The 24,666-nt window shown below is 69.4% G+C and carries 26 protein-coding genes and 1 tRNA gene; 11 read left to right on the top strand and 16 right to left on the bottom strand.

Annotated features, from left to right (window positions below; genetic code table 11):
- Positions 1–5: 5 nt before the first annotated feature.
- Together ACYVIP_RS09775 and crgA are read right to left on the bottom strand one after the other, a co-directional pair.
- Positions 6–425, bottom strand: a complete 420-nt coding sequence (locus ACYVIP_RS09775; protein WP_460394336.1) for a PH domain-containing protein — start codon at positions 423–425, stop codon at positions 6–8.
- A 133-nt stretch (positions 426–558) separates the two neighbouring features.
- A complete protein-coding gene (gene crgA / locus ACYVIP_RS09780; protein ID WP_460394338.1) occupies positions 559–825 on the bottom strand; it encodes a cell division protein CrgA in 267 nt (88 codons plus the stop codon).
- 126 nt (positions 826–951) lie between these two features.
- On the opposite strand from crgA, the gene ACYVIP_RS09785 reads away from it, so the two are divergent.
- From ACYVIP_RS09785 to ACYVIP_RS09800, 4 genes are all read left to right on the top strand, one after another.
- A complete protein-coding gene (locus tag ACYVIP_RS09785) occupies positions 952–1,854 on the top strand; it encodes a class E sortase (RefSeq protein ID WP_460394340.1) in 903 nt (300 codons plus the stop codon).
- The gene (locus ACYVIP_RS09790) at positions 1,854–2,009 is read left to right on the top strand and encodes a hypothetical protein (protein WP_460394342.1); all 156 of its coding nucleotides are present in this window, start codon (positions 1,854–1,856) and stop codon (positions 2,007–2,009) included. Before ACYVIP_RS09785 ends, ACYVIP_RS09790 begins: the two co-directional genes overlap by 1 nt.
- A gap of 59 nt (positions 2,010–2,068) precedes the next feature.
- Positions 2,069–2,722, top strand: coding sequence for an aminodeoxychorismate/anthranilate synthase component II (locus ACYVIP_RS09795; protein ID WP_460394344.1), 654 nt, complete (start codon positions 2,069–2,071; stop codon positions 2,720–2,722).
- A gap of 76 nt (positions 2,723–2,798) precedes the next feature.
- On the top strand, positions 2,799–3,116 hold the full coding sequence (locus tag ACYVIP_RS09800) for a hypothetical protein (protein ID WP_460394346.1): 318 nt from the start codon (positions 2,799–2,801) through the stop codon (positions 3,114–3,116).
- Positions 3,117–3,185: 69 nt separating this feature from the next.
- On the opposite strand, the gene pknB is transcribed toward ACYVIP_RS09800, so the two are convergent.
- The 7 genes from pknB to ACYVIP_RS09835 all read right to left on the bottom strand — a co-directional run bounded on the left by pknB (position 3,186) and on the right by ACYVIP_RS09835 (position 12,879).
- Positions 3,186–5,174 carry a Stk1 family PASTA domain-containing Ser/Thr kinase gene (pknB, locus tag ACYVIP_RS09805; RefSeq protein ID WP_460394348.1) on the bottom strand — a complete coding sequence of 663 codons (1,989 nt, stop codon included), beginning with the start codon at positions 5,172–5,174 and terminating at the stop codon, positions 3,186–3,188.
- Between the two features lie 82 nt (positions 5,175–5,256).
- Positions 5,257–6,753: a serine/threonine-protein kinase gene (locus tag ACYVIP_RS09810; RefSeq protein ID WP_460394350.1), complete on the bottom strand. Its 1,497-nt coding sequence runs from the start codon at positions 6,751–6,753 to the stop codon at positions 5,257–5,259.
- Between the two features lie 6 nt (positions 6,754–6,759).
- Positions 6,760–8,280: a peptidoglycan D,D-transpeptidase FtsI family protein gene (locus ACYVIP_RS09815; RefSeq protein WP_460394352.1), complete on the bottom strand. Its 1,521-nt coding sequence runs from the start codon at positions 8,278–8,280 to the stop codon at positions 6,760–6,762.
- Positions 8,277–9,722, bottom strand: coding sequence for an FtsW/RodA/SpoVE family cell cycle protein (locus ACYVIP_RS09820; protein ID WP_460394354.1), 1,446 nt, complete (start codon positions 9,720–9,722; stop codon positions 8,277–8,279). Before ACYVIP_RS09820 ends, ACYVIP_RS09815 begins: the two co-directional genes overlap by 4 nt.
- Positions 9,722–11,131, bottom strand: coding sequence for a PP2C family protein-serine/threonine phosphatase (locus tag ACYVIP_RS09825; RefSeq protein WP_460394356.1), 1,410 nt, complete (start codon positions 11,129–11,131; stop codon positions 9,722–9,724). The genes ACYVIP_RS09820 and ACYVIP_RS09825 overlap by 1 nt, the downstream gene beginning before the upstream one ends.
- The gene (locus tag ACYVIP_RS09830) at positions 11,128–11,586 is read right to left on the bottom strand and encodes an FHA domain-containing protein FhaB/FipA (protein WP_460394562.1); all 459 of its coding nucleotides are present in this window, start codon (positions 11,584–11,586) and stop codon (positions 11,128–11,130) included. Before ACYVIP_RS09830 ends, ACYVIP_RS09825 begins: the two co-directional genes overlap by 4 nt.
- A gap of 84 nt (positions 11,587–11,670) precedes the next feature.
- The gene (locus ACYVIP_RS09835) at positions 11,671–12,879 is read right to left on the bottom strand and encodes a DUF3662 and FHA domain-containing protein (RefSeq protein WP_460394358.1); all 1,209 of its coding nucleotides are present in this window, start codon (positions 12,877–12,879) and stop codon (positions 11,671–11,673) included.
- 115 nt (positions 12,880–12,994) lie between these two features.
- Between ACYVIP_RS09835 and ACYVIP_RS09840 the strand changes: the two genes are divergently transcribed.
- From ACYVIP_RS09840 to ACYVIP_RS09850, 3 genes are all read left to right on the top strand, one after another.
- Positions 12,995–13,077 (top strand) — tRNA-Leu (locus tag ACYVIP_RS09840).
- A gap of 629 nt (positions 13,078–13,706) precedes the next feature.
- Positions 13,707–14,327 (top strand): hypothetical protein, encoded by a 621-nt coding sequence (locus tag ACYVIP_RS09845; RefSeq protein ID WP_460394360.1) that lies wholly within the window; start codon positions 13,707–13,709, stop codon positions 14,325–14,327.
- A complete protein-coding gene (locus tag ACYVIP_RS09850; protein WP_460394362.1) occupies positions 14,328–14,978 on the top strand; it encodes an SDR family oxidoreductase in 651 nt (216 codons plus the stop codon).
- Here ACYVIP_RS09850 and ACYVIP_RS09855 read toward each other — a convergent pair.
- Positions 14,964–16,280 carry a D-arabinono-1,4-lactone oxidase gene (locus tag ACYVIP_RS09855; RefSeq protein WP_460394364.1) on the bottom strand — a complete coding sequence of 439 codons (1,317 nt, stop codon included), beginning with the start codon at positions 16,278–16,280 and terminating at the stop codon, positions 14,964–14,966. The two genes, ACYVIP_RS09850 and ACYVIP_RS09855, sit on opposite strands and share 15 nt — an antisense overlap.
- A gap of 28 nt (positions 16,281–16,308) precedes the next feature.
- Between ACYVIP_RS09855 and ACYVIP_RS09860 the strand changes: the two genes are divergently transcribed.
- Entirely contained in the window at positions 16,309–17,535 is a 1,227-nt protein-coding gene (locus tag ACYVIP_RS09860) for an amino acid deaminase/aldolase (RefSeq protein WP_460394366.1), read from the top strand.
- 8 nt (positions 17,536–17,543) lie between these two features.
- On the opposite strand, the gene ACYVIP_RS09865 is transcribed toward ACYVIP_RS09860, so the two are convergent.
- The 3 genes from ACYVIP_RS09865 to ACYVIP_RS09875 all read right to left on the bottom strand — a co-directional run bounded on the left by ACYVIP_RS09865 (position 17,544) and on the right by ACYVIP_RS09875 (position 19,103).
- Entirely contained in the window at positions 17,544–18,152 is a 609-nt protein-coding gene (locus tag ACYVIP_RS09865; RefSeq protein ID WP_460394368.1) for a TetR family transcriptional regulator, read from the bottom strand.
- 292 nt (positions 18,153–18,444) lie between these two features.
- Complete coding sequence (locus ACYVIP_RS09870; protein WP_460394370.1) at positions 18,445–18,816, bottom strand: hypothetical protein; 372 nt, start codon at positions 18,814–18,816, stop codon at positions 18,445–18,447.
- Between the two features lie 14 nt (positions 18,817–18,830).
- Positions 18,831–19,103 (bottom strand): hypothetical protein, encoded by a 273-nt coding sequence (locus ACYVIP_RS09875; RefSeq protein ID WP_460394372.1) that lies wholly within the window; start codon positions 19,101–19,103, stop codon positions 18,831–18,833.
- A gap of 216 nt (positions 19,104–19,319) precedes the next feature.
- Here ACYVIP_RS09875 and ACYVIP_RS09880 point away from each other — a divergent pair, with 216 nt between their 5' ends.
- From ACYVIP_RS09880 to ACYVIP_RS09890, 3 genes are all read left to right on the top strand, one after another.
- Entirely contained in the window at positions 19,320–20,699 is a 1,380-nt protein-coding gene (locus ACYVIP_RS09880) for a helix-turn-helix domain-containing protein (protein WP_460394374.1), read from the top strand.
- 16 nt (positions 20,700–20,715) lie between these two features.
- Positions 20,716–21,642 carry a phosphotransferase gene (locus ACYVIP_RS09885; protein ID WP_460394376.1) on the top strand — a complete coding sequence of 309 codons (927 nt, stop codon included), beginning with the start codon at positions 20,716–20,718 and terminating at the stop codon, positions 21,640–21,642.
- A 239-nt stretch (positions 21,643–21,881) separates the two neighbouring features.
- Complete coding sequence (locus ACYVIP_RS09890) at positions 21,882–22,172, top strand: hypothetical protein (protein ID WP_460394378.1); 291 nt, start codon at positions 21,882–21,884, stop codon at positions 22,170–22,172.
- Between the two features lie 158 nt (positions 22,173–22,330).
- On the opposite strand, the gene ACYVIP_RS09895 is transcribed toward ACYVIP_RS09890, so the two are convergent.
- Genes ACYVIP_RS09895 through ACYVIP_RS09905 form a run of 3 tightly spaced genes read right to left on the bottom strand, consistent with a single transcriptional unit; the run spans position 22,331 to position 24,657 of the window.
- Positions 22,331–23,344, bottom strand: a complete 1,014-nt coding sequence (locus ACYVIP_RS09895; RefSeq protein WP_460394380.1) for a copper resistance D family protein — start codon at positions 23,342–23,344, stop codon at positions 22,331–22,333.
- A gap of 18 nt (positions 23,345–23,362) precedes the next feature.
- Entirely contained in the window at positions 23,363–23,896 is a 534-nt protein-coding gene (locus ACYVIP_RS09900) for a copper resistance CopC family protein (RefSeq protein ID WP_460394382.1), read from the bottom strand.
- Complete coding sequence (locus tag ACYVIP_RS09905; protein WP_460394384.1) at positions 23,893–24,657, bottom strand: YcnI family copper-binding membrane protein; 765 nt, start codon at positions 24,655–24,657, stop codon at positions 23,893–23,895. Before ACYVIP_RS09905 ends, ACYVIP_RS09900 begins: the two co-directional genes overlap by 4 nt.
- Positions 24,658–24,666 lie beyond the last annotated feature (9 nt).

Here is a 24,666-nt window from a genome sequence, read left to right on the forward strand (position 1 = left end):
CGGGTCTAGGTCCGCAGTGCCAGGAGGGCGTCGACGACGTCCTCCGGGTCTGCGCCGAGGTCCAGCCGGCCGAGCACCACCAGGTCCGGCACCTCGGCGTGGTCGGCGTCGAGCTCGATCGCGGTGGTCTCCCGGCCGAGGCGGCGGGTGCGCACCAGGCGCACGTTCACCTCGCCCCAGGTCCACGTGCGGCGGCCGGTCAGCCCGCGCACCGTGACGCCCCGCTGGTCGGCCGCCAGCCTCGGCCGGACGACCAGGCCGAACACGCCGGCGGCCGCGAGGAACAGGGCGACCGCGCCGAGCAGCAACTGTCCGGGCGGGTCGTCGGTGAACCCGGCCCAGGTCGCGGCCGCCGCGGCCGCGACCAGGGCCAGGACCGTGAGTTCTGGTCGCGGAGCCCAGGTGCTGGTGGTCGGTGGGGACACGGGTGCGTCACGCTCCGGATCCGTGGACGACGCTCCAGGTGAGTTATCCACAGGGGTTATCCACACTGGGGATGACTTACACCCTTGTGGTTCAATCACACTGTGCTGAACGGGTGTATCTGGGTAGTACGGCTCAGCGCCAACGCATCGTCATCAGCAGTCCGCCGATCATCAGCGCGAACCCGATGGCGAAGTTCCAGTTCTGCAGGTCCGCCATGAACGGGATGCTCTCGCCCGCGATGTAGTTGACCACCAGCCAGGCCAGACCCAGCAGCATCACGCCGAGCATGACGCCGATATAGATAGGATGTGACGGGCCGGCGGCCTTCACCTTGACCGGGGTGCGGCGGTCGGCGGGGGCCGTGTAAACCGCCTTCTTGCGGACCTTGGACTTAGGCATGTCGTCCTCACCTGACGTGTAGCTTGGTCGCGACCGTGTTCGTGTCGAACACCGCCACTGTGCAACACGTTAACGTAGCCGAGTAGACCGGCGAACCAACAGGTCGGGGATCGAAAGGAGCGCGCTGTGGGCACCGTGGAACATCTCGGCCGCGGCGCGGGTCGGATCTCGGGGGATCTCGGCGATCTGGCCCCGTCCCCCCGGCCTCGTCCTGGTCGGATCCCACCGGAACCGGACCGGACGCGCACGATCGTGCGGACCGCCGGCGAGGTGCTGATCACCCTCGGCATGGTGGTGCTGCTGTTCGTGATCTATGAGGTCTACATCACCGACCTGCTCTCGGCCGGCAAGCAGCGGGAGGCCACCGCACAGCTGGACGACCGCTGGCACGACGAACCGGGCCAGGAACGCGCCGACCACTTCGAGGGTCTCGGTGAGGGCGACGGGTTCGCCAAGATGTACATCCCGGTCTTCGGCGCGGACTTCGAGTTCACCATCGTCGAGGGCACCACGGCGGAGAGCCTCGAGGTGGGCCCAGGGCACTACCCGGACACCGCCTACCCCGGGCAGCCGGGCAACTTCTCCGTCGCCGGGCACCGGGTGGGCAAGGGCGCGCCGTTCAACGACGTCAACCTGATCCAGTCGTGCGACGCGATCGTGGTGGAGACCCAGTACAGCTGGTACACCTACCGGATGGTGCCGCTGGCCGAGGAGAAGGCCGACTGGGCCGAGACCAAGGGCACGGACCCGCGCTGCAAGGACGTGAGCCCGCTCGGCGGCCCGTACGCGGAGTTGGTCGGCCAGGAGATCGTGTTGCCGACCAACGGCGGGGTGATCGCGCCGGTGCCACACCAGCCGGGGGTGACGGCCAGCTCTGGTGAGATGGCGTCGCTGATGACGCTGACCACCTGCCACCCCCGCTTCTCCGACAAGGAGCGGCTGATCGTGCACGCGGTGCTCGTCGAGCACATCCCGAAGGACCCGAGCAAGCCGGACGAGCGACCGGCGGCGATGCAGGAGACCGCCTGATGTACGGCTGGATCTGGCGAATTCTGCCAGGCCCGCCCGCCGTTCGAGTCGTGCTCGCGGTGATCCTCGGGCTCGGGGTGGCCGCGCTGCTGTTGTTCGTGGTGTTCCCGTGGCTGGAGCCGCTGCTGCCGTTCAACAACGTCACGGCCGAGTAGTAGCACTACTGTCCACTTCGGACGTCCATTGTGGAGTAGAGCGGGGAAGTAGGGTGGTTATGCGGGTTCTGGTGGTCGACAACTACGACAGTTTCGTCTACAACCTGGTCCAGTACCTGGCTCAGCTCGGCGCGGAGTGCGTGGTCCGCCGCAATGACGACGACGCGCTGACCGCGCCGGACGCCCTCGCCGGCGTCGACGGCGTGTTGGTCAGCCCGGGGCCGAGCACGCCGGAGCGGGCCGGCTCGAGCATCGAGGTCGTGCGCCGGTGTGCGGCCGAGTCGGTGCCGGTGCTCGGCGTGTGCCTCGGCCACCAGGCGATCGCCGTCGCCTGGGGTGCGACCGTCGACCGTGCCCCGGAACTGTTGCATGGCAAGACGAGCGTGGTGCACCACGACGGCGTGAGCGTGCTCGCCGGTCTGCCGGATCCGTTCACCGCGACCAGGTACCACTCGCTGACCGTGTTGCCGGAGACCATTCCGGCCGAGTTCGAGGTGACCGCGCGCACCGAGGGCGGCGTGGTGATGGCGATGCGGCATCGGGACCTGCCGGTCGACGGTGTCCAGTTCCATCCGGAGTCGGTGCTCACCGAGGGCGGCCACCGCCTGTTGGCGAACTGGCTGGCCGGTTGCGGGCACACCGTGTCCGAACGCCGGATCGTGGAACTGACAACGCAGATGAGAGTCCTCGCGGACGCGGCGTCAACCCCATAAGCCCTGGTTGTGGACAACCTTCTCCCTGTGGACAACCGTTTGGCGTGGCGCGGAGTTCGCTCATAATCTCGCTGTCATGCACAACGAGCTGGACGAGACGGTGACCGAACTGAAGCGCCGCTCCTCCCAACACACCCACGACATCGAAGACCTCTACACCCTGGCCGACGAGATCAAGGGCGAGGTCCGACAACTACGCATACAGCTGGGCACAGAAGTCGTGCAGCTGCGCACAGACATGGAGAAACGCTTCGACAGCGTCGAGAAACGCTTCGACAGCATTGAGAAGCGCTTCTCCCACAGATTTGATGGCCACGATCGGCGGTTCGAGGGCATCGAGTCCAAGCTCGACAGTGTCCTCACGCTACTTCGCGAAGGACCGGCCACCGCCTGACACCCCGAAACAAAGAACCGGTGTCGCGGCCGGTCGGTGACCACACCTCGGCCGCGACACCGGTCTGACTCAGTTGCCGTTTCCTGGCTGGGTCGCGATCCGGACGCCGATCCGCTGGTCCTTTTCGATCTCCTGGCCCTCGCCGACCTCCTGGTCCACGATCCGCCCGAACAGCCCCGGGTCGTTGGTCTCCCCGCCGGACTGCACGTTCAGCTCACCTTCCCACCCGAGCCCGCGCAGCCGGTTGTTCGCCTCGTCCGGGGTCAGACCGTCCAGGCTCGGCATGGTGATCTTCTCGTCCTGGTCGCCCTTGGACACCTTCAACGTGACCGTCGATCCCGGTGCCGCCTCGCCACCACTGGGGTCCTGGCCGACCACGGTGCCGGCCGGCTGGTCCGAGGACACCTCCTCGATCGCCACCTCGAACCCGAAGTTCTCCAGGTTCTGCCTGGCGGTCTCCACGTCCTGCCCGGTCAGGTCCGGAACGGTCTCGGTCTCCTGTTCCTTGCCGATGGTCAACGTCACCTGGCTGCCTCGGTCCACCGGCTGACCGGGGGCCGGGCTCTGCCCGATGACCTTGCCGACCTGGTCCGGGTCCTCGGTCTCCTCGGTCTTCACCTCCGGCGCCACGGTCAGCCCCACCTCGGCGAGGATCTGCCTGGCCGCCTTGTCCGACTGGCCGCTGACGTCGGGCACCTTGACCTGCTCTGGCGCCGTGCCGATCATCAGGGTGACGCGTTCGGTCCGCTTCATCTTCGCGCCCGCCTTGGGCGTCGTGTCGATGACCTTCCCGATGCTGTCCGCCTCGCACGGTCCCGGCGAGCCGTCCGGCGCCGGCTGACACGGCGTCAGCTTCTGCACCACCTGGATGTCCGCGTCGGCCAGCTTGCGTTGGGCCTCGGCGGCGTTCTGCCCGACCAGGTTGGGCACCGTGTAGTCGTTCGACGGCGCCTCGGTGTTGAACGTGTTGCTCAGCAGCCAGATGATCAACCCGATGAGGCCGATCGCGAGGATCGCGAACAGCGCGATCAGCCAGCCCTTTTTCCGCTTCCGCCGCCGCTCGTCCTCGTCGTCCTCGTACGGGTCGTACTCGTCGTACTGCTTGGCCAGGGTCTGCGGCCGGTGCCGGCCCCGCGTCTGGTCCGCGGCCCCCCCGCGCCCCTGGGCCATGATCGACGTGCGGTCCTCGTCGGTCATCACCATCGGCGCCATCGGCCGCTGGTTGGACAGCACCCGCACCAGGTCGGTGCGCATCTCCGCCGCCGACTGGTAGCGGTTGGGCGCGCCCTTGGACATCGCCTTCAGCACGATCGCGTCCAGCGCGGGGATCACCCTCGGGTTGAGCGACGACGGCGGCTTCGGGTCCTCCCGAACATGCTGGTAGGCCACCGCGACCGGGGAGTCACCGGTGAACGGCGGCTCACCGGTGAGCAGCTCGAACAGCACACACCCGGCCGCGTAGACATCGCTGCGGGCGTCGACCGCCTCACCGCGCGCCTGCTCTGGCGAAAGGTACTGCGCGGTGCCGATCACCGCCGCGGTCTGGGTCACCGCCACCTGACCGTCGGCCACCGCCCTGGCGATGCCGAAGTCCATCACCTTGACCGCACCGGTCTTGGTGATCATCGCGTTCGCCGGCTTCACGTCCCGGTGCACGATCCCGTGCCGGTGGGAGAAGTCCAGCGCCGCGCAGACGTCGGCCATGATCTCCATCGCGCGCTGACCGGGCAGTGGACCCTCGGTCTTCACGATGTCGCGCAGCGTCCGCCCGTCCACGTACTCCATGACGATGTAGGGCAGCGGGCCGTGATCGGTCCTGGTCTCACCGGTGTCGTACACGGCCACGATCGCTGGATGGTTCAGCGCGGCCGCGTTCTGCGCCTCTCGGCGGAAACGCTCCTGGAACTGCGGATCACGGGCCAGGTCGGCGCGCAGGACCTTCACCGCGACGTCCCTGCCGAGGCGCACGTCGCGACCCTTGTGCACCTCGGACATGCCGCCGTAGCCGAGCACCGCGCCCAGCTCGTACCGGTTGGAGAGCAGTCTGGGACTGGTCATCGGTCTGTCGTCTCGATCCTCGTCTGCGGGTGTGCGGCGCTCGGACTCGTCGGGTCGGCAGGAGGTTCCCACGCATGCGGACTCACGGTGATCCCACTTCTTCGCAGTGGACGAGGACCTCCGAGCCGATTGGCACCGGCCCGTCGTCCTCCACGCTCATCACCATGCACCGCTCTGGATCCTCCGGAGGCCGACCATCCTCGGCCTCCACCACCGGCTTGAGCTCGGACCGCCGTAGTCGATCCGACACCTCGGCCGCCGACAGGCCGATGTAGTCATTGCTGTCAACGACGACGATGTCGTTCGGGTTCTCGTCGGTCTCGTCGTCGTGCGTCGGCATCGGCGGGTTGCCGGGTTGCGCACCGGCTTCGCTGCCGCTGCCGTTCTCGTCGCTGTCTTCAGTGTCGCGTTCACCGCTGCCGCTGTCACTGTCGGCGGTGGCCGACGATTGCGGACGCGACTGGCCACCGGTGTCCCGGTCGCCGTCCAGCAGTGCCGCCAGCCCGAATCCGGCCAGGGCGAGCAACACCACCACGAGCACGATAACCAGTACCCACCACCCGGTGCGGTTTCGTCGAGGCCCGGGGAAGCCACCCGGCGGGAACGAGCCGGTTCCCGGCGCCTGGTGCGGCGCGCTCGGCGGGCCGACGGGCAGCATCTGCGGATTGCTCGCGCTGGCCTGCCCGTGGTGGGCGGGGGTGAGCGCGCGGCCGGACGGCGCTGGCAGTGGCAGCCCGGCGCGCACCGACGCCACCGCGGCGGCGAACTCGCCACCACTGCCGTAGCGCTGCGCCGGGTCCTTCGCCAGCGTGGCCTCCACCACCACCCGCGCGTGCGGCGGCACGTCCGGTGGCAGCGGCGGCGGCAGGTCGCGGATGTGCATCATCGCCACGGTCACCGCGTTCTCCGACAGGAACGGCCGGTGGCCGGCGAGACACTCGTAGCCGACGACGGCCAGCGAGTACACGTCGCTCGCCGGCTCGGCCTCGTGGCCGAGCGCCTGCTCGGGCGCGATGTAGTGGGCGGTGCCCATGACCATCCCGGACCGGGTGACCGGGGCCGCGTCGGCCGCCTTGGCGATGCCGAAGTCGGTGAGCTTCACCACGACCCGGCCATCCGGCGTCGGGGTGACCATGATGTTGCCCGGCTTGACGTCCCGGTGCACGTACCCGCGCTCGTGTGCGGCCTGCAACGCGTTGCCGGCCTGCTCCAGGATGTCCAGCGTGCGGTCGGCGCTGATCCGCCGCTCCTTGGCCAGGATCGCCGCCAGCGGGTCGCCCTCGACCAGCTCCATCACCAGGTAGGCGGTGTCCTTCGGCCCGTCGACGATGGCCGCGGTCTCGCCGTAGTCGTGCACCGCCGCGATACCGGGGTGGTTGAGCGACGCCGTGGTGCGGGCCTCGGTGCGAAACCGGTGCAGGAACTCCGCGTCCCCGCACAGCTCCGGCTTGAGCACCTTGACCGCGACCCGGCGGTCGAGCCGGGTGTCCGCGGCCTCCCAGACCTCGCCCATGCCGCCGACCGCGATCCGGCGCGCGAGCCGGTATCGCTCGGCGAGGAGCTGGCCTGATGTCAGCATCTGCTTTCAGTTCCCCCTGGCCAGCGCGGCATCGATGGTTGCCCGCCCGATGGCGGCGGACAGTTTGCCACCGGTCGCCGCGACATCACTGCTTTCTACCACCACGGCTACCGCGATTTCCGGGTTGTCCGCCGGGGCGAAGGCCACATACCAGGCGAACGGCGGGGTGTTCTTCGGGTCGGCGCCGGTCTCGGCGGTACCGGTCTTGGAGGCGATCTCGCCCTCGTCGCGCTTGCCCTCGCCGCCGGTGTGGTTCTCGGAGAGGATCATCATGTCCCGCAACGCCTCCGCGTTGTCCGAGGACATCGCCTCGCCCAGCTCCTCCTGGTTGTACTCGGTGATGACCTCGAGGTCGGGCGCGAGCACCTGCTTGACCAGCTGCGGGCGCATCCGCGAGCCGCCGTTGGCGATCGTGCCGGCGATCACCGCGTTCTCCAGCGCGGTGAGCCGCACGTCCTTCTGGCCGATGCCGCTCTGGTACAGCGCGCCCTTGTCCGCGATGGTCATGCAGTTCCCGCCGGCCACCGGGCCGACACACGAGGGCACCACCGACAACGGGATCGTCAGGTCGGTGTCGCCGACGCCGAAGCGGGCCGCCTGGCGGCTCAGCTTGTCCGCGCCGAGCTCGCCAGCCAGCTGGGCGAACGCGGTGTTGCACGACAGCTCGAGCGCGGTCGCCATCGACGCGGTCTGGCCGCTGCCACAGGTGTTCTCGTTGTAGTTGCTCATACAGCGGGTGCCGCCGTCGGACGGGTTGCACGGGTCGCCGGTGAGCACGTCGATGCCCGACGCGGCCATCAGCTGGGTGTCCTTGTCCCGGCCGTCCTCGAGCCCGGCCGCCGCGGTGATCAGCTTGAACGTCGAGCCAGGGGTGTAGTTCTCGGCGATCGCCCGGTTGAGCATCGGCTTGCGCGGGTCGTTCGCGTCGCTGAACTTGTTGTAGGTCTCTTCCTGGGTGTCCGGGTCGTGGTCGGCCAGGCCGCTCGGGTCGAACGACGGGGTGGACACCATCGCCAGGATCTGGCCGTCCCTCGGGTCGAGCGCGACCACCGCGCCCTTGTACCCGCTGTTGGTCATGGCCTCGTAGGCGGCGGTCTGCACACGGGAGTCGATGGTGGTCACGATGTTGCCGCCGCGGGGGTCGCGGCCGGTGACCAGGTCGGAGAGGCGGCGGACGAACAGCCGGTCGTCGGAGCCGTTGAGGATCTCGTCCTCGGACCGTTCCAGGCCGGTCGCGCCGTAGCGGACCGAGTAGAAGCCGGTGATCGGCGCGTACATCGGCCCGTTGGCGTAGGTCCGCTGGAACTGCAGCCGGTCGTCGGTCGCCTTGACGTTCGCGATGATCTTCTCGTCGGAGGTGAGGATTCGGCCGCGCTGGCGGCCGTACTCCTCGTAGAGGACTCGCTGGTTGCGGGCGTCGTTGCGGTAGTCGTCCGCGTCGACCAGCTGGATGTAGGTGATGTTGCCGAGCAGCAGCACGATCATGGCGAGCATGACGAGACCGACCCGGCGTAGTGGGGTGTTCATGAGGGTCTCTCCACCATCACCGTGTGTGCCTCCGCGATCGGCGCCTGCGTCACCGGCTTGGGCTTGGCCTGCGCCTGCGGGCGGCGCGCGGCGTCGGAGATCCGCAGCAGCAGGGCGACCAGCACGTAGTTGGCCAGCAGCGAGGAACCGCCGGCGGACAGGAACGGCGCGGTGATCCCGGTCAGCGGGATCAGCGTGGTCACGCCGCCGATGACCAGGAAGATCTGCATGGTCAGGGTGAAGGACAGGCCGCCGCCGAGCAGCTTGCCGAAGCTGTCGCGCACCGCGACGGCGCTGCGCAGCCCGCGCATCGCCAGCAGCATGTACACCAGCAGCAGCGCGGCCAGCCCGATGAAGCCGAGCTCCTCGCCGATCGCCGCGGTGATGAAGTCGGAGTTGGCCTGCAACAGCAGCATCTCCGGGCGACCGGAGCCGAGGCCGGTGCCGAACATCCCGCCGGTGCCGAAGCCGAACAGCGCCTGCGCCAGCTGGAAGCCGCCGCCCTCGTAGTTGCCGAACGGGTCCAGCCAGCTCTCCACCCGGCCCTGCACGTGGCCGAACATCTTGTAGGCGAGGAAGCTGCCGGCGATGAACAGCAACAGGCCGACCCCGACCCAGATGAACCGCTCGGTGGCCACGTACAGCAGCGCCAGCACGACGCCGAAGAACAGCAACGCGGTGCCGAGGTCCTTCTCGAAGACCATGATCGCCACGCAGATGCCCCAGGCGAACAGGATCGGTCCCATGTCCCGCGCCCGTGGCAGGTCGACGCCGAGCACCCGGCGCCCGGCCACGGTGAACAGGTCGCGCTTGGAGACCAGGAAGGCGGCGAAGAACACCATCAGCAGGATCTTCGCGAACTCACCCGGCTGGATGGAGAAGATGCCGAGCCGAAGCCAGATCTTCGCCCCGTTGACCTCAGACAGGCTGGCGGGCAACATGCCCGGCAGCGCGAGCAGCACCAGCCCGGCCAGGCCGAACATGTAGGCGTACCGGGACAGCGTGCGGTGGTCGGGCAGGAACTTCAGCACGGCGGCGAACATCACCAGCGCGATCGTGGTCCACAGCACCTGCTTGGGCGCGGCGTCCGACCAGTTGTCCCCGTACCGCTCGAACAGCGCGAGGTCGATCCGGTAGATCATCACCAGGCCGATGCCGTTCAACAGCGCGACGCACGGCAGGATCAGCGGATCAGCGTAGGGCGCCCACTTGCGCACCGCGGCGTGCGCGCCGGCGAACAACACCAGGTAAGCGAGCCCGTAGTAGACCAGGCGCATCGTGAGCTGTTGCTCCTGGTTCGCCTCGACCAGCATCAGTGCGCCGGTGACCAGGCCAGCCGCGAAGGCGAGCATCGCCAGTTCGGTACCGCGCCGGGTCGGAGTCGAACTGCCCGGCGGCTCGTTTCCCTGCGCCAGCGGACCCGCTGTCCCCGGCTGCGTCATCAGCCACCGCCCTCGTCCCCGCGCGGCTCACGGCAGTTGACGCCGGGTTCCGGCTCTTCGGCCGGTTCCTCGGTCTCGGTGTCCGACGGCGTGCCCGTGGCACCGGTCGGTGGGGCCGACGTCACGCCGGGGACCTGGCCCGGCTCGCCGGTCTGCTGCTGCTCGGTCAGCGACTCGCAGATCGGCAGCGGGTACTTGGTGCGCAGGTCCCGGATGAACTGCCGGGCGTCGGGGATGTTGTCGAAGCTCTCCGTGCCGGAGCGGACGGCCTCCCGCCCGAGCTGGCGCAGGTCGTCGACGTAGAACCGGTCGCACGTGGTGTCCGCCGGGTCACACGAACCCTGCACCTTGGTGTTCAACGAGATGCCGAACACGTTGCCGCGCACTCCCTGGAAGATCGCCATCTCACCGTCGTCGGCCTCACCGACGAAGAACTGTTTGTTCACCACCACCCAGGTGGCCACCCCGCCGCCGGCGAGCACGACCAACACCAGGAACAGGATCACTAACAGCCGGATGCGTTTGCGCCGCTTGACCTTCGGGTCCGGCGGGGGCTTGACCGGCTCCTGGCGGACCGGCTCGATCCTCGGCGCGGTGAGCGCACCGGCCCGCGAGGCCGGCGAGTCGGGTTGGGGCTGCTCGTCCTGGCCGTTACCGGCGGCGCCGCCCACGATCGGCGCGTCCTCGCCGAAGTCGATGTCGACCACGTCGGCGACGATGACCGTGACGTTGTCCGGGCCGCCGCCCTTGAGCGCGAGCTCGATCATCCGGTCGGCGCACGCCTGTACGTCCGGGATCTTGATCGTCTCAGCCAGCGTCTCGTGGGTGACCACGCCGGACAGGCCGTCCGAGCACAACAGGTACCGGTCCCCGGCCCGTGCCTCGCGGACGGTCAGGTTGGGCTCCACCTCGTGCCCGGTGAGCGCCTTGAGCAGCAGCGAGCGCTGCGGGTGGGTGGCCGCCTCGTCCTCGGTGATGCGACCTTCGTCGATCAGCGACTGGACGAACGTGTCGTCGTGGGTGATCTGCGCGAACTGGCCGTTGCGCTGGAGGTAGGCGCGCGAGTCGCCGATGTGCACCAGACCGATGCGGGTGCCGGCGAACAGGATCGCGGTGAGCGTGGTGCCCATGCCGTCCAGTTCGGGGTCACTCGCGACCAGCTCGGCGATGGCGCCGTTGCCGGCTTGAGTGGCCTCCCTGAGCTGGGCGAGGAGGTCCTCACCTGGCTCGTCGTCGTCGAGCGGGGCCAGCGCGGCGATGACGACTTTGCTGGCGACCTCGCCAGCGGCGTGGCCGCCCATACCGTCGGCGAGCGAGAGCAGGCGTGGGCCGGCGTACACGGAGTCCTGGTTGTTGGAACGGACCAGGCCGCGGTCGCTGCGGGCCGCATAGCGAAGGACGAGAGTCATGACCGTAGCTCGATCACCGTCTTGCCGATTCGGATCGGGACGCCAAGAGGCACCCGGAGGGGTGCCGTGACCTTAGCCCGGTCGAGGTAGGTGCCGTTCGTTGAGCCCAGATCTTCGACGTACCAGTCAGTTCCACGAAGCGAGATCCTGGCATGACGGGTGGAGGCGTAGTCATCGTCCAACACCAGCGTGGAATCGTCCGCCCGGCCGATCATGATCGGCCGGCCGTCCAAGGAGATCCTGGTCCCGGCCAGTGCCCCGTGGGTCACGACAAGCTGACGGGGCGCCTTGCCCCGGGATTTTTTCTCCGCCGAGCGGCGGAATCCCGGGACCGAAACACGAAGGCCTGCCGCGGCGTACAGGTCTGAGCGGACGACCCGTAATGCGGCCAGCACGAACAACCAGAGCAGGGCGAGAAACCCTGCTCTGGTCAGCTGTACAACCAGCTCTGGCAACACCTGCTGCGAACGCTCCCGCCGTAGGAGATGGGTGAGGACCGCGCGGCGGTTTGCCTGCGGTTGGGCTTCTGGTACGGCTGATCAGCCCTGGGTACGGAACACCAGTGACGAGTGCCCGATGCGGATCACGTCGCCGTCGGCGAGCTGCCAGGTCTGGACCGGGGTGCCGTTCACCGTCGTCCCGTTCGTGGACCCCAGGTCGGCCAGTGTCGCACTCTGGCCATCCCAAGTGATTTCCAGGTGTCGCCTGGAGACCCCGGTGTCCGGCAGCCGGAAGTCCGCGTCCTGCCCCCGGCCGACGACGTTGCCGCCCTGCTTGAGCGAGTAGGTGCGGTTCGAGCCGTCGTCGAGCTGCAGGCTGGCGTTCAGCTGGCGCGGACCGGTCTGCACGGCAGGCGGGGCGTAGCCCTGCTGCGCGTAGGGGTCGCTGCCCTGTTGGCCGTAGCCCTGCTGCTGGCCGTAGCCCTGGTCGTAGCCGCCTTGCTGCTGGCCGCCGTAACCCTGGTCGTAGCCCTGCTGCTGGCCGCCGTAGCCCTGGTCGTAGCCGCCTTGCTGTTGGCCGCCATAGCCCTGGTCGTAGCCTTGCTGCTGGCCGCCGTAGCCCTGTTGTTGGCCGCCATAGCCCTGGTCGTAGCCGCCTTGCTGTTGGCCGTAACCCTGGTCGTAGCCCTGCGGCTGGCTGTAGCCGCCTTGCTGTTGGCCATAGCCCTGGTCGTAGCCCTGTTGCTGGCCGTAGCCCTGCTGTTGGCCGTAACCCTGTTCGTAACCTTGCTGTTGGCCGTAGCCGTACTGCTGCTGACCGTACGGGTCGCCCTCGGGCGGCTGGCCGTAGCCGGGAGGCTGGCTCATGGATCGGTCTCCTGCGTTGCGGGGTGGTGCTGACCGCTTGGCCCCGGGAGCCCTGGCGGAAGCCATGACGTCCGGGTTGACGGCCGAGCGTATTCGAAACTGTCCGGTGTGCAGCGCGTCGGAGCGCTCCAGGGAGACTACGACGTCACCATAGGTGTCCCAGTGGTGCTCGGAGAGATACTCCTCGACACAGTCCGCGAGCAGCGCTGTCGTGCGGTCCTCGTCCCCGGCGAAATTCTCGTGGTCGGTGGCACCGAGAGTCACCACGTAGTGGTTCGGGGCGAGCAACCGGGCACCAGCCAGCTCACGGACGTTGGCCTCACCTTCACGCAGCAGCGCCTGCGCCACCTCCTGGGGCACGACGCTGCCACCGAACACGCGGGCGAACGAGTTGCCCACGAGGTTCTCCAGCTTGCGGTTGAGCCGCTGACCGATGCCCATGGGTACCTCCTTCCGCACGTGTGCTTCTCGTCCGATCGTATCCGTGTACAGGCTGTAGGACAGTGCGATGTGCAAACCCGATTGAGGACCGTGTAGGCTTCCTCGCGTTCCACTCGGGCGAGTGGCGGAATGGCAGACGCGCACGGTTCAGGTCCGTGTGTCCGTAAGGACGTGGGGGTTCAACTCCCCCCTCGCCCACGACCTTGGGGTATCCCTGCTCGGTGCTTCGCACCTTCGCCGGGGCGGTCGTCATCATGCTGGGGGGCCGAGCCCCCCAAACCCCCCACGGTGCGAGCTTCTGCTGACCCGGCGCTGTTGCGCTGTGTGTTGACCAGCGTGGCTTCTTGTGATCAATTTCAGGGCCGTGTGTTTACCGGCTGTTACTGGATTCTGAACCGCGATCTTGGCGTGCTGTGTGTGTGCCGGCGGTGATCAAGTCGTGGATTGTGGGTTGGTCGCGGTTGCGGACCTGGTTTCTGGGTGGGTTGGTCTCTTCTGTTTTTGGGTTGGTTTTTGGGTTGGTGGGGGTTGGGGTTGTTGATCTTTGGTTGGTGGGGGTGGGTGTTTTGGGGTGGGTTGGGTGGGTTTTTTGGGGGGTTGCCGGTTAGCTCAGGACTCACCCAGACGGCGGCACTGTCGGGCAGAAGTCTTGATGCCGGTCGTCGACCGGTTATCGACGGGGTTGCGCCGCCGGTCGCAGGGGGTGGTGCTTCGTCTGCGTCTGCACGTGCAGCAACTGGTAGGCCAGACATGTACCAAAAAACGCCGCGCTTGGCAGGGGATGGCCGGAGCCGATCGGCGCGACGGTAATCGAGAGGGCTGAGTTCGTGACGGGCATTCCAGGGCGCGCGGCGGCGGCAGTGGACAACCTGACGGCGGTGCCGTCACCTCTTGTCCCTCCCGTCGAGCTGCCCGCATCGGTCGACGAGCTGGCCGCCTCGGCGGCGTGCCAGCTTGGTTGGCAGGGGGTTGTGTTGCCGGAGATGAAGCTGCTTGGCCGCCGAGTCTGTCTGGTGGCGCAGCTGATGCCGGACGCACATGCCGAACGTATCTGTCTTGGGCAGGGACCCGAGGTCGACCGGGCGACCGTGTCCACCTGGGCGTGGCCGGAGTTCTCCGGGCGAGTGCCAGAACCGGCGGTGCGCATCGTGGGGGCGCTCGCGGTCGCGCGGCACTGGCGGACGGGGCTGGTCAACGCGGTGCCGTTCCTACGCTGGTGCGACGCGGCGATGGTGCTGCCGATGTCGGTGGTGCTGACCAACGACTACCTGGTCAACTGCCTGCCGAGGGCACGGGCCTACGGGGTCGGCGTGCTCAGTGCCGCGCCGGGACCGGAGGTCGACCTCGACCTGCCGGGGCGCGGCGAGCGGGCGGCCGCGCCGGTGGACGGCACCCAGCGGTGGCTGACCGAACTGGCCTACGAACAGATTCTCTGTACCGTGGCCTGAATGCGGATCATCATCGCCGGTGGGCACGGCAAGATCGCGTTGCTGCTCACCGCCCGGCTCGTCGCCGGCGGCCACACCGTGGTCGGGATCGTGCGTAATCCCGATCACATCGCGGACGTACGGGCCGCTGGTGGGGACGCCGTGCTGCTCGATCTCGAGTCGGCCGGGGTCGACGAGGTGACCGCCGCGGTCGACGGCGCCGATGTGGCGGTGTTCGCCGCCGGTGCGGGCCCCGGCAGTGGTGCCGCGCGCAAGGACACCGTCGACCGGGGCGCCGCGGTGCTGTTCGCCGACGCGGCGCAGGCGGCGAAGGTCCAGCGGTTCCTGCAAGTCAGCGCCATGGGACTGGACCGCGCCGACGACCAGGCGACCGAACCCGGCTTCGCCACCTACCTGCGCGCCAAGGCGGCCGCCGAGCAGGACCTGACCGCCCGGCCGCTCGACTGGACCATCCTGCGTCCCGGCCGCCTCACCGACGACCCGGCCACCGGTCGGGTCACCATCGGCCCCCGCGTGCCGGCCGGCTCGGTGAGCCGCGACGACGTGGCCGCGGTGCTCGTCGCACTGCTGGACACGCCGGCGACCGCCGGCCGGACGCTCGAACTGGTCGGCGGGGACACCCCGATCGACCGCGCGCTAGACCTTCCCTAACACCCGCTCCAGGTACGGGTTGGCGAACGTGCCACCCGGGTCCACCCGGGCCCGCACCGCGCGGAAGTCGTCGAACCTCGGGTACCGCGTGCGCAACGCCGCCGCGTCCAGGGTGTGCATCTTGCCCCAGTGCGGTCGCCCACCGACGGCGCAGGCGATCGACTCGAACAGCGCGAAGTACTCCCGGTAGGGCATGCCGACGAACTGGTGCACCGCGATGTAGGCCGAGTCGCGCTCGTAGGCGGTGGACAGCCAGATGTCGTCGGCCGCCGCCACCCGGACCTCGACCGGGAACATCACCGGGTCCGCGAGCCGGGGCACCCGCGCCCGCAGCTCGGCCAGCACCTCGCCGAGCGCGTCCCTCGGGATCGCGTACTCCGACTCGACGAACCGCACGCTCCGGTTGGTGGCGAAGACCCGGTGCGACACATCCGAGTACGCCCGCTCCGAGAGCACCGACGAGGACAGCTTGTTCAACGCCGGCACCAACGTCGGCACCGCCCGGCCCAGCCGGCACAACCCGCCGAACGCGGTGTTCTCCAGCAACCGGTACTCGACGAACTGGCGCGCCGGCGACAGCGGCTTCGGCCGCGTCCCGGCCGGCAGGCGGTTGTTCCGTTTGGTCAGCGCGTCGGACCCGTACGGGAACCAGTAGAACTCGAAGTGGTCGTTGGCCGCGCAGTTCTCCGCCAGCGCGGCCAGCACCTCCACCAACGGCTCCGGCCGTTCCCGCGCGGCGAGCACGAACGCGGGCTCGGTGCGCAACGTCACCGTCGAGATCACCCCGAGCGCGCCGAGGCCGACCCTGGCCGCGGCGAACAGCTCCGGCCGCTCGTCGGCCGAGCAGGACACCACCGACCCGTCGGCCAGCACCAACTCCAGCGCGGCGACCTGGGTCGAGATGCCGCCGAAGCGCGCGCCGGTGCCGTGCGTGCCGGTGGCGATCGCGCCGGCGATGGTCTGCGCGTCGATGTCGCCGAGGTTGGTCATCGCGAGGCCGAGCCGGTCCAGCTCGACGTTGAGCGCGCGCAGCGTGCTGCCGGCGCCAACGGTGACCAGCCCAGCGCTCGCGTCCTCGACGCGCACCCCGGTGAACGCACCGAGATCGAGCGCGATGTCGTGGGCCGCGCCGACCGAGGTGAACGAGTGGCCGCTGCCGCGCGCGCGGATCGTGCGCCCGTCGCGGGTGGCGCCGGCGACCGCCGCTGTCAGCTCACCGAGGTCCCGTGGCCGGACGAGGCTCGCCGCGATGGCCGCCTCGGTGCCGGCCCAGTTGCGCCAGGCGGTGGATTGGGCTGCCAAGGTTCCTCCCAAGTCGTACCGTTGGCCCGTGCCAGACCAGACGCGGTTCAACCTCGCACGACTGAACACGGCGACCAAGCACCTGGACGCCCCGCTCGCGCTCGTTGACCTTGACGCATTCGACCACAACGCCGAGGACCTGGTGCGCCGTGCCGCCGGGCGACCGATCAGGGTGGCCAGCAAATCGGTGCGCTGCCGGTTCCTGCTAGAGCGGGTGCTGCGCCGGCCGGGGTTCGCCGGCGTCATGGCCTACTCGCTGGCCGAGGCGTTGTGGCTGGCCGGCGAGTGGGCGGGCACCGACCTCGAGACGACCGACATCCTGGTCGCCTACCCGACCACCGACCACGGCGCACTGCGCGCGCTGGCCGCCGACCGGCACGCCAGCGAGCGGATCTCGATCATGGTGGACTCGGTCGACCAGCTGGCAGTGGTCGACGCCGCGCTCGGCTTGGGGCACCCGGACATCCGGGTGTGCCTTGAGCTGGACGTGTCCTGGCGGCCGCTGTTCGGCCGGGACCTGCTGCACGTCGGCACCCGGCGGTCACCGGTGTTCAGCGCGCGGCAGGCGGGGGCGTTGGCCGACGCGGTGACCGCGCGCCCCGGCTTCGACCTGGTCGGGCTGATGGGTTACGAGGGACAGATCGCCGGCCTTGGCGACGAGCCGGCCGGCCGGCCGCTGCGCGGCGCGCTGCTGCGGTACATGCAGGAGCGCTCGACCGCCGAGCTGACCAGGCGGCGGGCCGCGGCCGTGCGGGCGGTGCGGGAGGTGGCGGACCTGGAGTTCGTCAACGGCGGTGGCACCGGCAGCATCGAGACCACGGGCACGGACTCCTCGGTCACCGAGGTCGCCGCCGGCTCCGGGCTGGTCGGGCCGACGCTGTTCGACAACTACCGCCGGTTCACCCCGGTGCCCGCGGTGCTGTTCGCGCTGCCCGTGGTGCGCAAGCCGAAGCGCGGCATCGCGACGTTGTTCAGCGGTGGGTACCACGCGTCCGGCACGGCCGGCCAGGACCGGTTGCCCAGCCCCTATCTGCCGGCCGGACTGTCGCTGCTGGCGACCGAGGGCGCGGGTGAGGTGCAGACCCCGGTCGCCGGGCGGGCGGCCAGGGACCTGCGGGTCGGCGACCGGGTCTGGTTACGGCACACCAAGGCGGGCGAGCTCGCCGAGCGGTTCACCGAATACCACGTGCTCGAGGACGACCGGATCACCGCGACCGTGCCGACCTACCGCGGCGAGGGCCACTGTTTCGGTTAGCGGTGTTGTCAGCGTTGGCTCGCCAGGTACGCGCGGACCACCCGCTTCGCCTCGTCGATCATGTCCTGCTCGGCGAAGAGCTTGCGCCGGAAGGCGAGCGCGAGGAGCGCGTCGCCGATCTCGTTGGCGATGGTGATCTGGCGGAACAGGCGCTCCACCGGGAGGCCGCTCTTGGCCGCGACCACCGCGGCGACGTTCTCCGCGATCACCGTGTTGTTGTCCCGCTCGTCCTCGATGAACCGCAGGTCGATGACGTCACCGAAGCGGATCCTGGCGAACCCGGGCACCGAGCGGTACATCTCGACGTAGATGTCGATGATCTCGTCGACCCCGTCCCACCAGTGCTCGAGGTGTGCCCAGTCGAGCCTGCGGTCGATCTCGGCGGCGAAGCGGTCGAGGTTGCGTTTGGTGAGCGCCTGGACGACGGCGCGTTTGTCCGGAAAGAACTGGTACAGCGAACCGACTGCCACCCCGGCCCGCTCGGCGATCAACGTGGTGGTGACTCCGTCATAGCCGAGTTCGTCGATAAGTGCGGCACAGGCCTCGAGCATCTGTTCGACCCGTTTCGCGCTGCGCTGCTGCACAGGTTGCTTTCGCAACGAAACAGAAGTTGCCACTTGTTCTCCTTGGACCCTGGGCTGCCTCCATCGTGCCGAAGAACTGCCGGCGCATCCACAAATCTTTGACCAGCGGAAACGAGCGTCGGATACGACTGTCCGATTTGGGCGGTCAAACGCGGAACGACCCCCACTGCGTGCGCGGGGGTCGTTCCGGTGGTGGAGCCGCGAACCGATGCTGGTCGGGGGAGGGGGAGTACAACAGCACCGGTTCGCGGAGACTATGGAGTTGCGGGTGGAGCTGCCGGACCGACGACCGCGCCCGTGTCCGGGGGCCACGGTCCAGCGGTGCTCACCTGGCGTTCGCCAACCGGCCGGGCGCCGAGGTCGGCCGCTGCTTGGCGGCCTTCTTCTCGGCCAGCACGCGCCGGGCGTTGGACGGACTCGGCGCCAGACCGCCGGCGACCAGGTGTTCGTAGGCCGCCTGCCACACCGAGCACGGGGCCTTCTGCTGCCGCCACCGGGTCGAGCACACCGGGCAGTTGCCCTTCTCGTCCGGTTCGTGGGCGGCGAGCATGGCCCGCCAGCCCTCGGTCAGCCTGGGAAGTTCGGAGCGGGCCACCGACAGCAGGGACGGCGCGTCGGCGCGGTCGGCGAGCTCGGAGAGCATGTCGAGTCGCTCCCACACCGCGTTGCGCAGTACCTGCCCGAGTATCTCGTCCATCGGAGGAGTCACCGTTACCTTTCCGCCTGCTCGGCGGCCTCACGAAGCGCGACCCGCAACTGGCCGAGTTGGCCGGTGGTGAGGACCGCGGTTTCGCCCGGCGGTCCGACGAGGACCACCCGATTGCGTTCGACGAACACGGTGAGGCAACGTTCGCGGTTGACGATGTCCCCGCAGTTGATCCGCCACACCTGGCGACCGAGTGCGGAACCGTGCAGTTCACCGCGGTGCTCCTGGCGAGGTTGGGTCGCCTGGACCGGGGCCGCTGCGGTCTTGACCAGTTCCACCGTCTCGGAATCCCTCCGTGCTCGTACGCTTACAAGCAACTACATTGGTGCCTGAGAACACTGATTGGTGTGTCACAGCGCCGATCGGCGGCCGTCCCACGGTAAGCGGTCGACGAACTTCGGTCGGACCGATCAGGTTCGCCGATTCGCACTTCTCCCGGCTTGTGAAGTGCGCATACATTGCTGCTGACGCCCAGCGGACTGTGAGGGGGCGGAATGAACTCCATCGGGTCTCAGAGCTCTTCCGTTACGCGAGATGTGTGGGAAGACAAGGAGATGCGGCGCGCGCTGGCCGCGCGGGAGGTCAGCACGATCTACAAGCTGCTGCGACGCAAGGGCGTGTCACAACGCCAGATCGCGGCGATGACCGGTCAGTCACAGTCCGAGGTGTCGGAGATCCTCAAGGGTCGTCAGGTCATGGCCTACGACGTGCTCGTGCGGATCGCTGACGGCCTGGGTGTCCCGAGGGGATACATGGGCCTCGCGTACGACGAAGTCACGGCTGCCAGAGTGGCCGAGACGCGCGAAGCCCCGGAGGCTGAGGAGCCGGAGATCGTGAAGCGTCGGAAGTTTCTTGCGCACGCCGCCGCGGTGGCGGTCGGTGCGCACGTGCTCGGCGCTGACTCAGGATCGTGGGTGTCCAACCCGGTGTTGACGCCCGCCCCTGGTCGCATCGGGATGACCGATGTTCGCCAGGTCGAGGCCGCCACCAGGGCGCTTCGGTCGCTGGATTACCAGTACGGCGGCGGGTTCTGTCGGGACGCCGTGGTCGCCCAGCTTTCCTGGGGACAGCAGATGCTCAGCGCGTCAGGGTCGGAGTTGGTCAAGCAGCGGCTGCATGTCGCACTGGCCGACCTGCACAATCTCGCCGGTTGGACCTCGTTCGACATCGGCCTGATCGACTCGGCGCGCAACCACTTCGGCCGGGCGCTCGAGCTCGCGAAGGCGGGGGACTCCAACCAGTTGGTGGCCAACATCCTGTACCGGATGGGCCGGGTCTACCTGCACAAAGAAGCCCCGGACGACGCGCTGAAGATGTTCCAGCTCGGCCAGATCGCCGCCCAGGAGTCCGGCTCGGAGCTCGCGGTGGCCGTGATCTGCGCGAACCAGGCATGGGCCTACGCGATGATGGGCCACGAGGACCAGACGATGAAGCTCATCGGCCGCACCAGGGACGAGTTCTCCAGGGCCAACGCCGGCGAGGCCGAGGACTGGGTCAAGTTCTTCAACGAGGACGACGTCTACGCCATGATCGGCACGGTGCACACCGTGCTGGCCCAGGAAGTGGACGCCAAGCACACGAAGTACGCCATCCCGGCGCTACACCGGGCGATCAGCTCCTACGGCGACGAGATGGCGCGGAGCAAGGCGTTCAACCTGAGCTTCCTGGCCACCAACCACCTGCTCGACGGCGACATCGACCACGGCGCCAAGATCGGCCACCAGGCCGTTGACCTGGCCCAACACCTCAAGTCGCGCCGGGTGCGCGACCGGTTGCTGCCGCTGAAGACCGAGGCGGACAAGCGCCGCAACTACACCGACGCCCGCGAACTGGCCGACACGATCAGCAGGCTCCACGAGGCTGACGCCTCCTGAGGTGACGGGGCTGCCCATGACCGCGACGTCGACGTCGGACATGGCACCGGGCCGCGACGGCCAGTTCTCCCAGGCCAGCCTGGCCGAGGCGGTCACCGCGGTGTGTGCCGCCGCCGGGCTCGACCCGACCGGGGCCCGCCTGCTGCGGTGCACGAACAACGCGGTGTTCCAGCTGGCCGGCCAGCCCGTGGTGGTGCGGATCGTGGCGTCCAACGCGCTGCGGCACCGGGCGGACAAGGTGGTCCGGGTGGCCACGTGGCTGGCCGAACACGGGGTGCCGGCGGTGCGGTTGCTGCCCGGCATCGTCCAGCCGGTGCACGCCGGGCGGTATCTGGCCACCGTCTGGGAGACGGTGCCGCCGGGTGGACGCCGGCCACGAGGCCGTGACCTGGCCAAACTGTTGCGCAGACTGCACGAGCTGCCCGAGCCGTCGTTCCGGCTGCCGGCATGGGAGCCGCTGGACGACGTGCGCCGGCGGATCGGTGAGGCGGTCGGGCTGGCCGCCGCCGACCTGGCCTTTCTGCACAACCTCTACGACGAGGTCAGCCATCGGCTGGCGGCCGTGGAGTTCCCGCATCCGCCGGTACTGCTGCACGGGGACGCGCACCTTGGCAACCTCATCCCGTCGGCGGCCGGGCCGGTCCTGTGCGACTTCGACTCGGCCAGCCTCGGGCCGCCGGAGTGGGACTCCACGCCGCTCGCGGTCGGGGTCGTGCGCTTCGGCGAGCCGGTGGGCCGGTACCGGGAGTTCGTCCGCACCTACGGCATGGATGTGACCAGGTCACCGGTCTTCCAGGTGCTGCGCGACGTGCGGGAGCTGAAGCTCATCACCAGCGTGCTGCCGATCCTGTCGAGCCGCCCGGAGGTGCGGCCGGAGCTGTTCCGCCGGCTCGCGGACGTCCGTGGTGGGGACACCTCGGCCCGCTGGGCCCGCTACACCTGACCCGTTCGGGGCAGCTCGGCCCACTTGCCCGTAACGCTCCGCAGTGGACCGGCGAATCTCTGGATGGGCGTGCCGCGCCCGCGGAGTGTCTGCGCAGGTCGTCGGGGTGGTCAGCGGGGAATTGATCGCTCGGGTGACAGGCAGTAGGGGTCGTTCGCACCACGCGCGCTACGCTCGGTTGAGCTAGCCCATTCTCCTCCCCGAACGAGGTGGCCATACCGGTGGCTAGGCGCAGGGTAGTGACATTGCCGCGACGGAGCGCTCGTCGTGCGCTCGCGTCCGCGCGGATGTTGGACAAGGTGGTGGCCGCGCAGTTGCCGCTGGTCGCCAGGCTCCCCGAGGCCAGCAGACGCCGGGCAGCGGACTTCCTCGCCGAGCTGGTGATGCTGTCCCAGGCCTACCGCCACCACGCCGCCGGTTGGATCTCCCGCCGGGAGCTCGAGGAGCACGGATCCGGTGCGGTGTCTCGGATCGCGGTCATTCGTCGACGGTCGAGCCTCTCCTCGACGCAGTTCACCGAACAGGACTGACCATTCGCCGTTAGGCCAGTCCGTTGGGCGACAACTTCGCCTGAGGTCCAGCTCCTCGATTGTGCGCGCGGTGAACGGCCGACCAAGTCCGTTCACAGTTTCGTGTGGATAGAAATGCAACCAGATCGGCCCGAGTGACGTACGGATCCAGGTGGGGGTCAGCCCACCGGGGCGCGGGACAGCACGACCGCGAAGCCGATCGCCAGCCCCATCACCGCCAGCTCGACGGCCGCCCAGGCGACCAGCGCGGTCGGGCGCTGCCGGGTGATCGCGGGCAGCAGCCGCCACCGGATGTGCGCGCCGAACGCGGCCAGCAGGACCAGGCAGCTCAGCTTCAGCAGGACCAGGGCGCCGTAGCCGGTGCCGAACAACGCGTCGACCAGCCCACTCGGCCCGGTCAGCTCGACGAACCCGTTGAACATCCCGGTGGCCGCCACCACCACCAGACAGCCGGTGGCCAGCACGGAGAACCTGGGCAGGGCGGTGGCCAGCAACGACCGGTTCGCCGCCACCAGCACCGCCACCGCGCCCAGCCCACCGGTCCACACGGCCGCGCCGAGCACGTGCAGTTCGAGGGACACCATGGTGAAGTCGTGCCAGCGGAAGTTCGTCGCGTGGCCGGTCACCGGCAGCGGCAGCAACGCGAACAGCGCCACCGCCGCGCGCAGCTCGGCCGGGACCTGGGCACCGACCCGGATCGCGGCCAGCCCGAGACAGAAGGACACCAGCGCGAGCCCGGCGACGAACAGCAACGCCTTGCCGGCGCCGACCTCGCCGACGTACCCGGCCACCTCCCCGAGGGACACGCCGGCGCCCGGGCGCACCTCCGCGGTCTGCAGCACCAGCGCCACCAGCGCGCACACCGCCCAGACCAGGGCGGAGGCCGTGGCCAGCCGCCGGGCGAGGGCCATGATCGGCTCGGCGCGCGCCGGCCGGTCGTGCCCGAGCAGGAGCGGCAGCAGGCTCAGCCCGACGGTGACCACGGCGGCGACGTTGAGCAGCACCCGCACGATCGGCAACCCGTACCGGACCACCGCGTCCGGTTCCGGCACGCCGGGCACCGGCGCGGCGGCGGTGATCGCCAGGCCGACCAGGGTGCCGGCGACGGCCGCCGTCACCAGGACGGCGGCCGGCCGGAACCGGACGGGCGCGGTGGCCCTGGCCCGGGTCATCGGGTCATCGCGGGTGGGTCATCGCGGTTGCTTGCCGCCGATCCGCAGCGCCACGGTCAGGCCGGCGCCGAGCAGCACCACCGCACCGAGGATCCACACCCAGACCGGCAGCCCGCCGTCGTCGCCCGAGTCGGCCGCCGTGCCGCCGCTCTCGGAACTGGCCGGCGCCGGGGTGCCGGCACCGGCCGTGGTCAGGGTGAACGTCAGGTCGCCGCTCACCGGGTGACCGTCCGCCGACAGGATCCGGTAGCCGATCTTGTACTCGCCCGCCGGGCCGAGCGCGTCGACCGTCGCGGAGACCACGTTGCTGGCCACCTCGGCGTCGCCGACCGACCAGTTCGTGTTCTCCGGGCCGGTGACGGCGATGGTGTTCAGCCCGTCGCCCTTCTGCACCGGCTGGTCGAAGGTCAGCTCGATGGTCGTCGGGCCCTGCTCGACGGTCGCCTTGTCGACCGGGTTGCTGGCGATCAACTGGTTGTGGGCGGCGGCCGGGGTGGCCAGCCCGGTCATGGTCAGGAACGCCACCAGCACGACGACGGCTGCGCGCCTCACGACTTGTCGCCGCCAGCGCGCCGCGCCCGCAGGGTGGCGCCGACCCCGAAGCCGAGGCCGAGCGCGCCGACGACCAGGCCGGCGCCGCCGAGCCAGCGGGCGGTGTTGTCCGAGCTGTCGGCGGCGGCCGCAGTGTCGGTGTCGGTGTCGGTGTCCGTGTCGGCCGGGCTCTCGTTGGCCGCGGGGGCCACCGGGTCCTCGCCGTCCTCGGTCGCCGGGCTGAGCGCGATCACCGGTGCCGGGTGCTCCGGCTCCTCGGCACCGTCGGCAGGCGGCGGTGCGTCCCAGGCGACGACCACGTTGCCCTCGTAGGTCTGCAGCGCGGGGATGACCAGCTGGTCGACCTCCGGCAGCGGGCCCACAGACAGCTCGAACTCACCGAACTCGCCCGGGGCGATGCGCGTCCCCGCGCTGGCCGTCCAGACGACCGAACTGGCCGCCTCGGTGATCTCGGCGCCGTGCGACTCGATCGGCTCGGCGAGCTTGGCCTTGGTGACCTTGGCCGTCCAGCCGGGCAGCGGCTTGGGCCGAACCGAGCTCATCGGCGCGTCGGCCGGCAGCTTGACCTCGAGCTTGATGGTGCCGACGTCGTCCTTCTCGTTCGGCACCCGGAAGGTGATCTTGCTGTAGCTGCCCTGCTCGGCTGGCTCGCCGAGGATCTTGGCGGTCACGTGTGCCGAGGCGGCACCGCTGCCGAGTAGCAGGGCGGCGCCGGTGACCGCGACCAGTGCGGCGGCGCGCTTGAATCCGTTGGTGGACATGGTGAAACG

This window comes from Actinophytocola sediminis, from assembly GCF_054779715.1.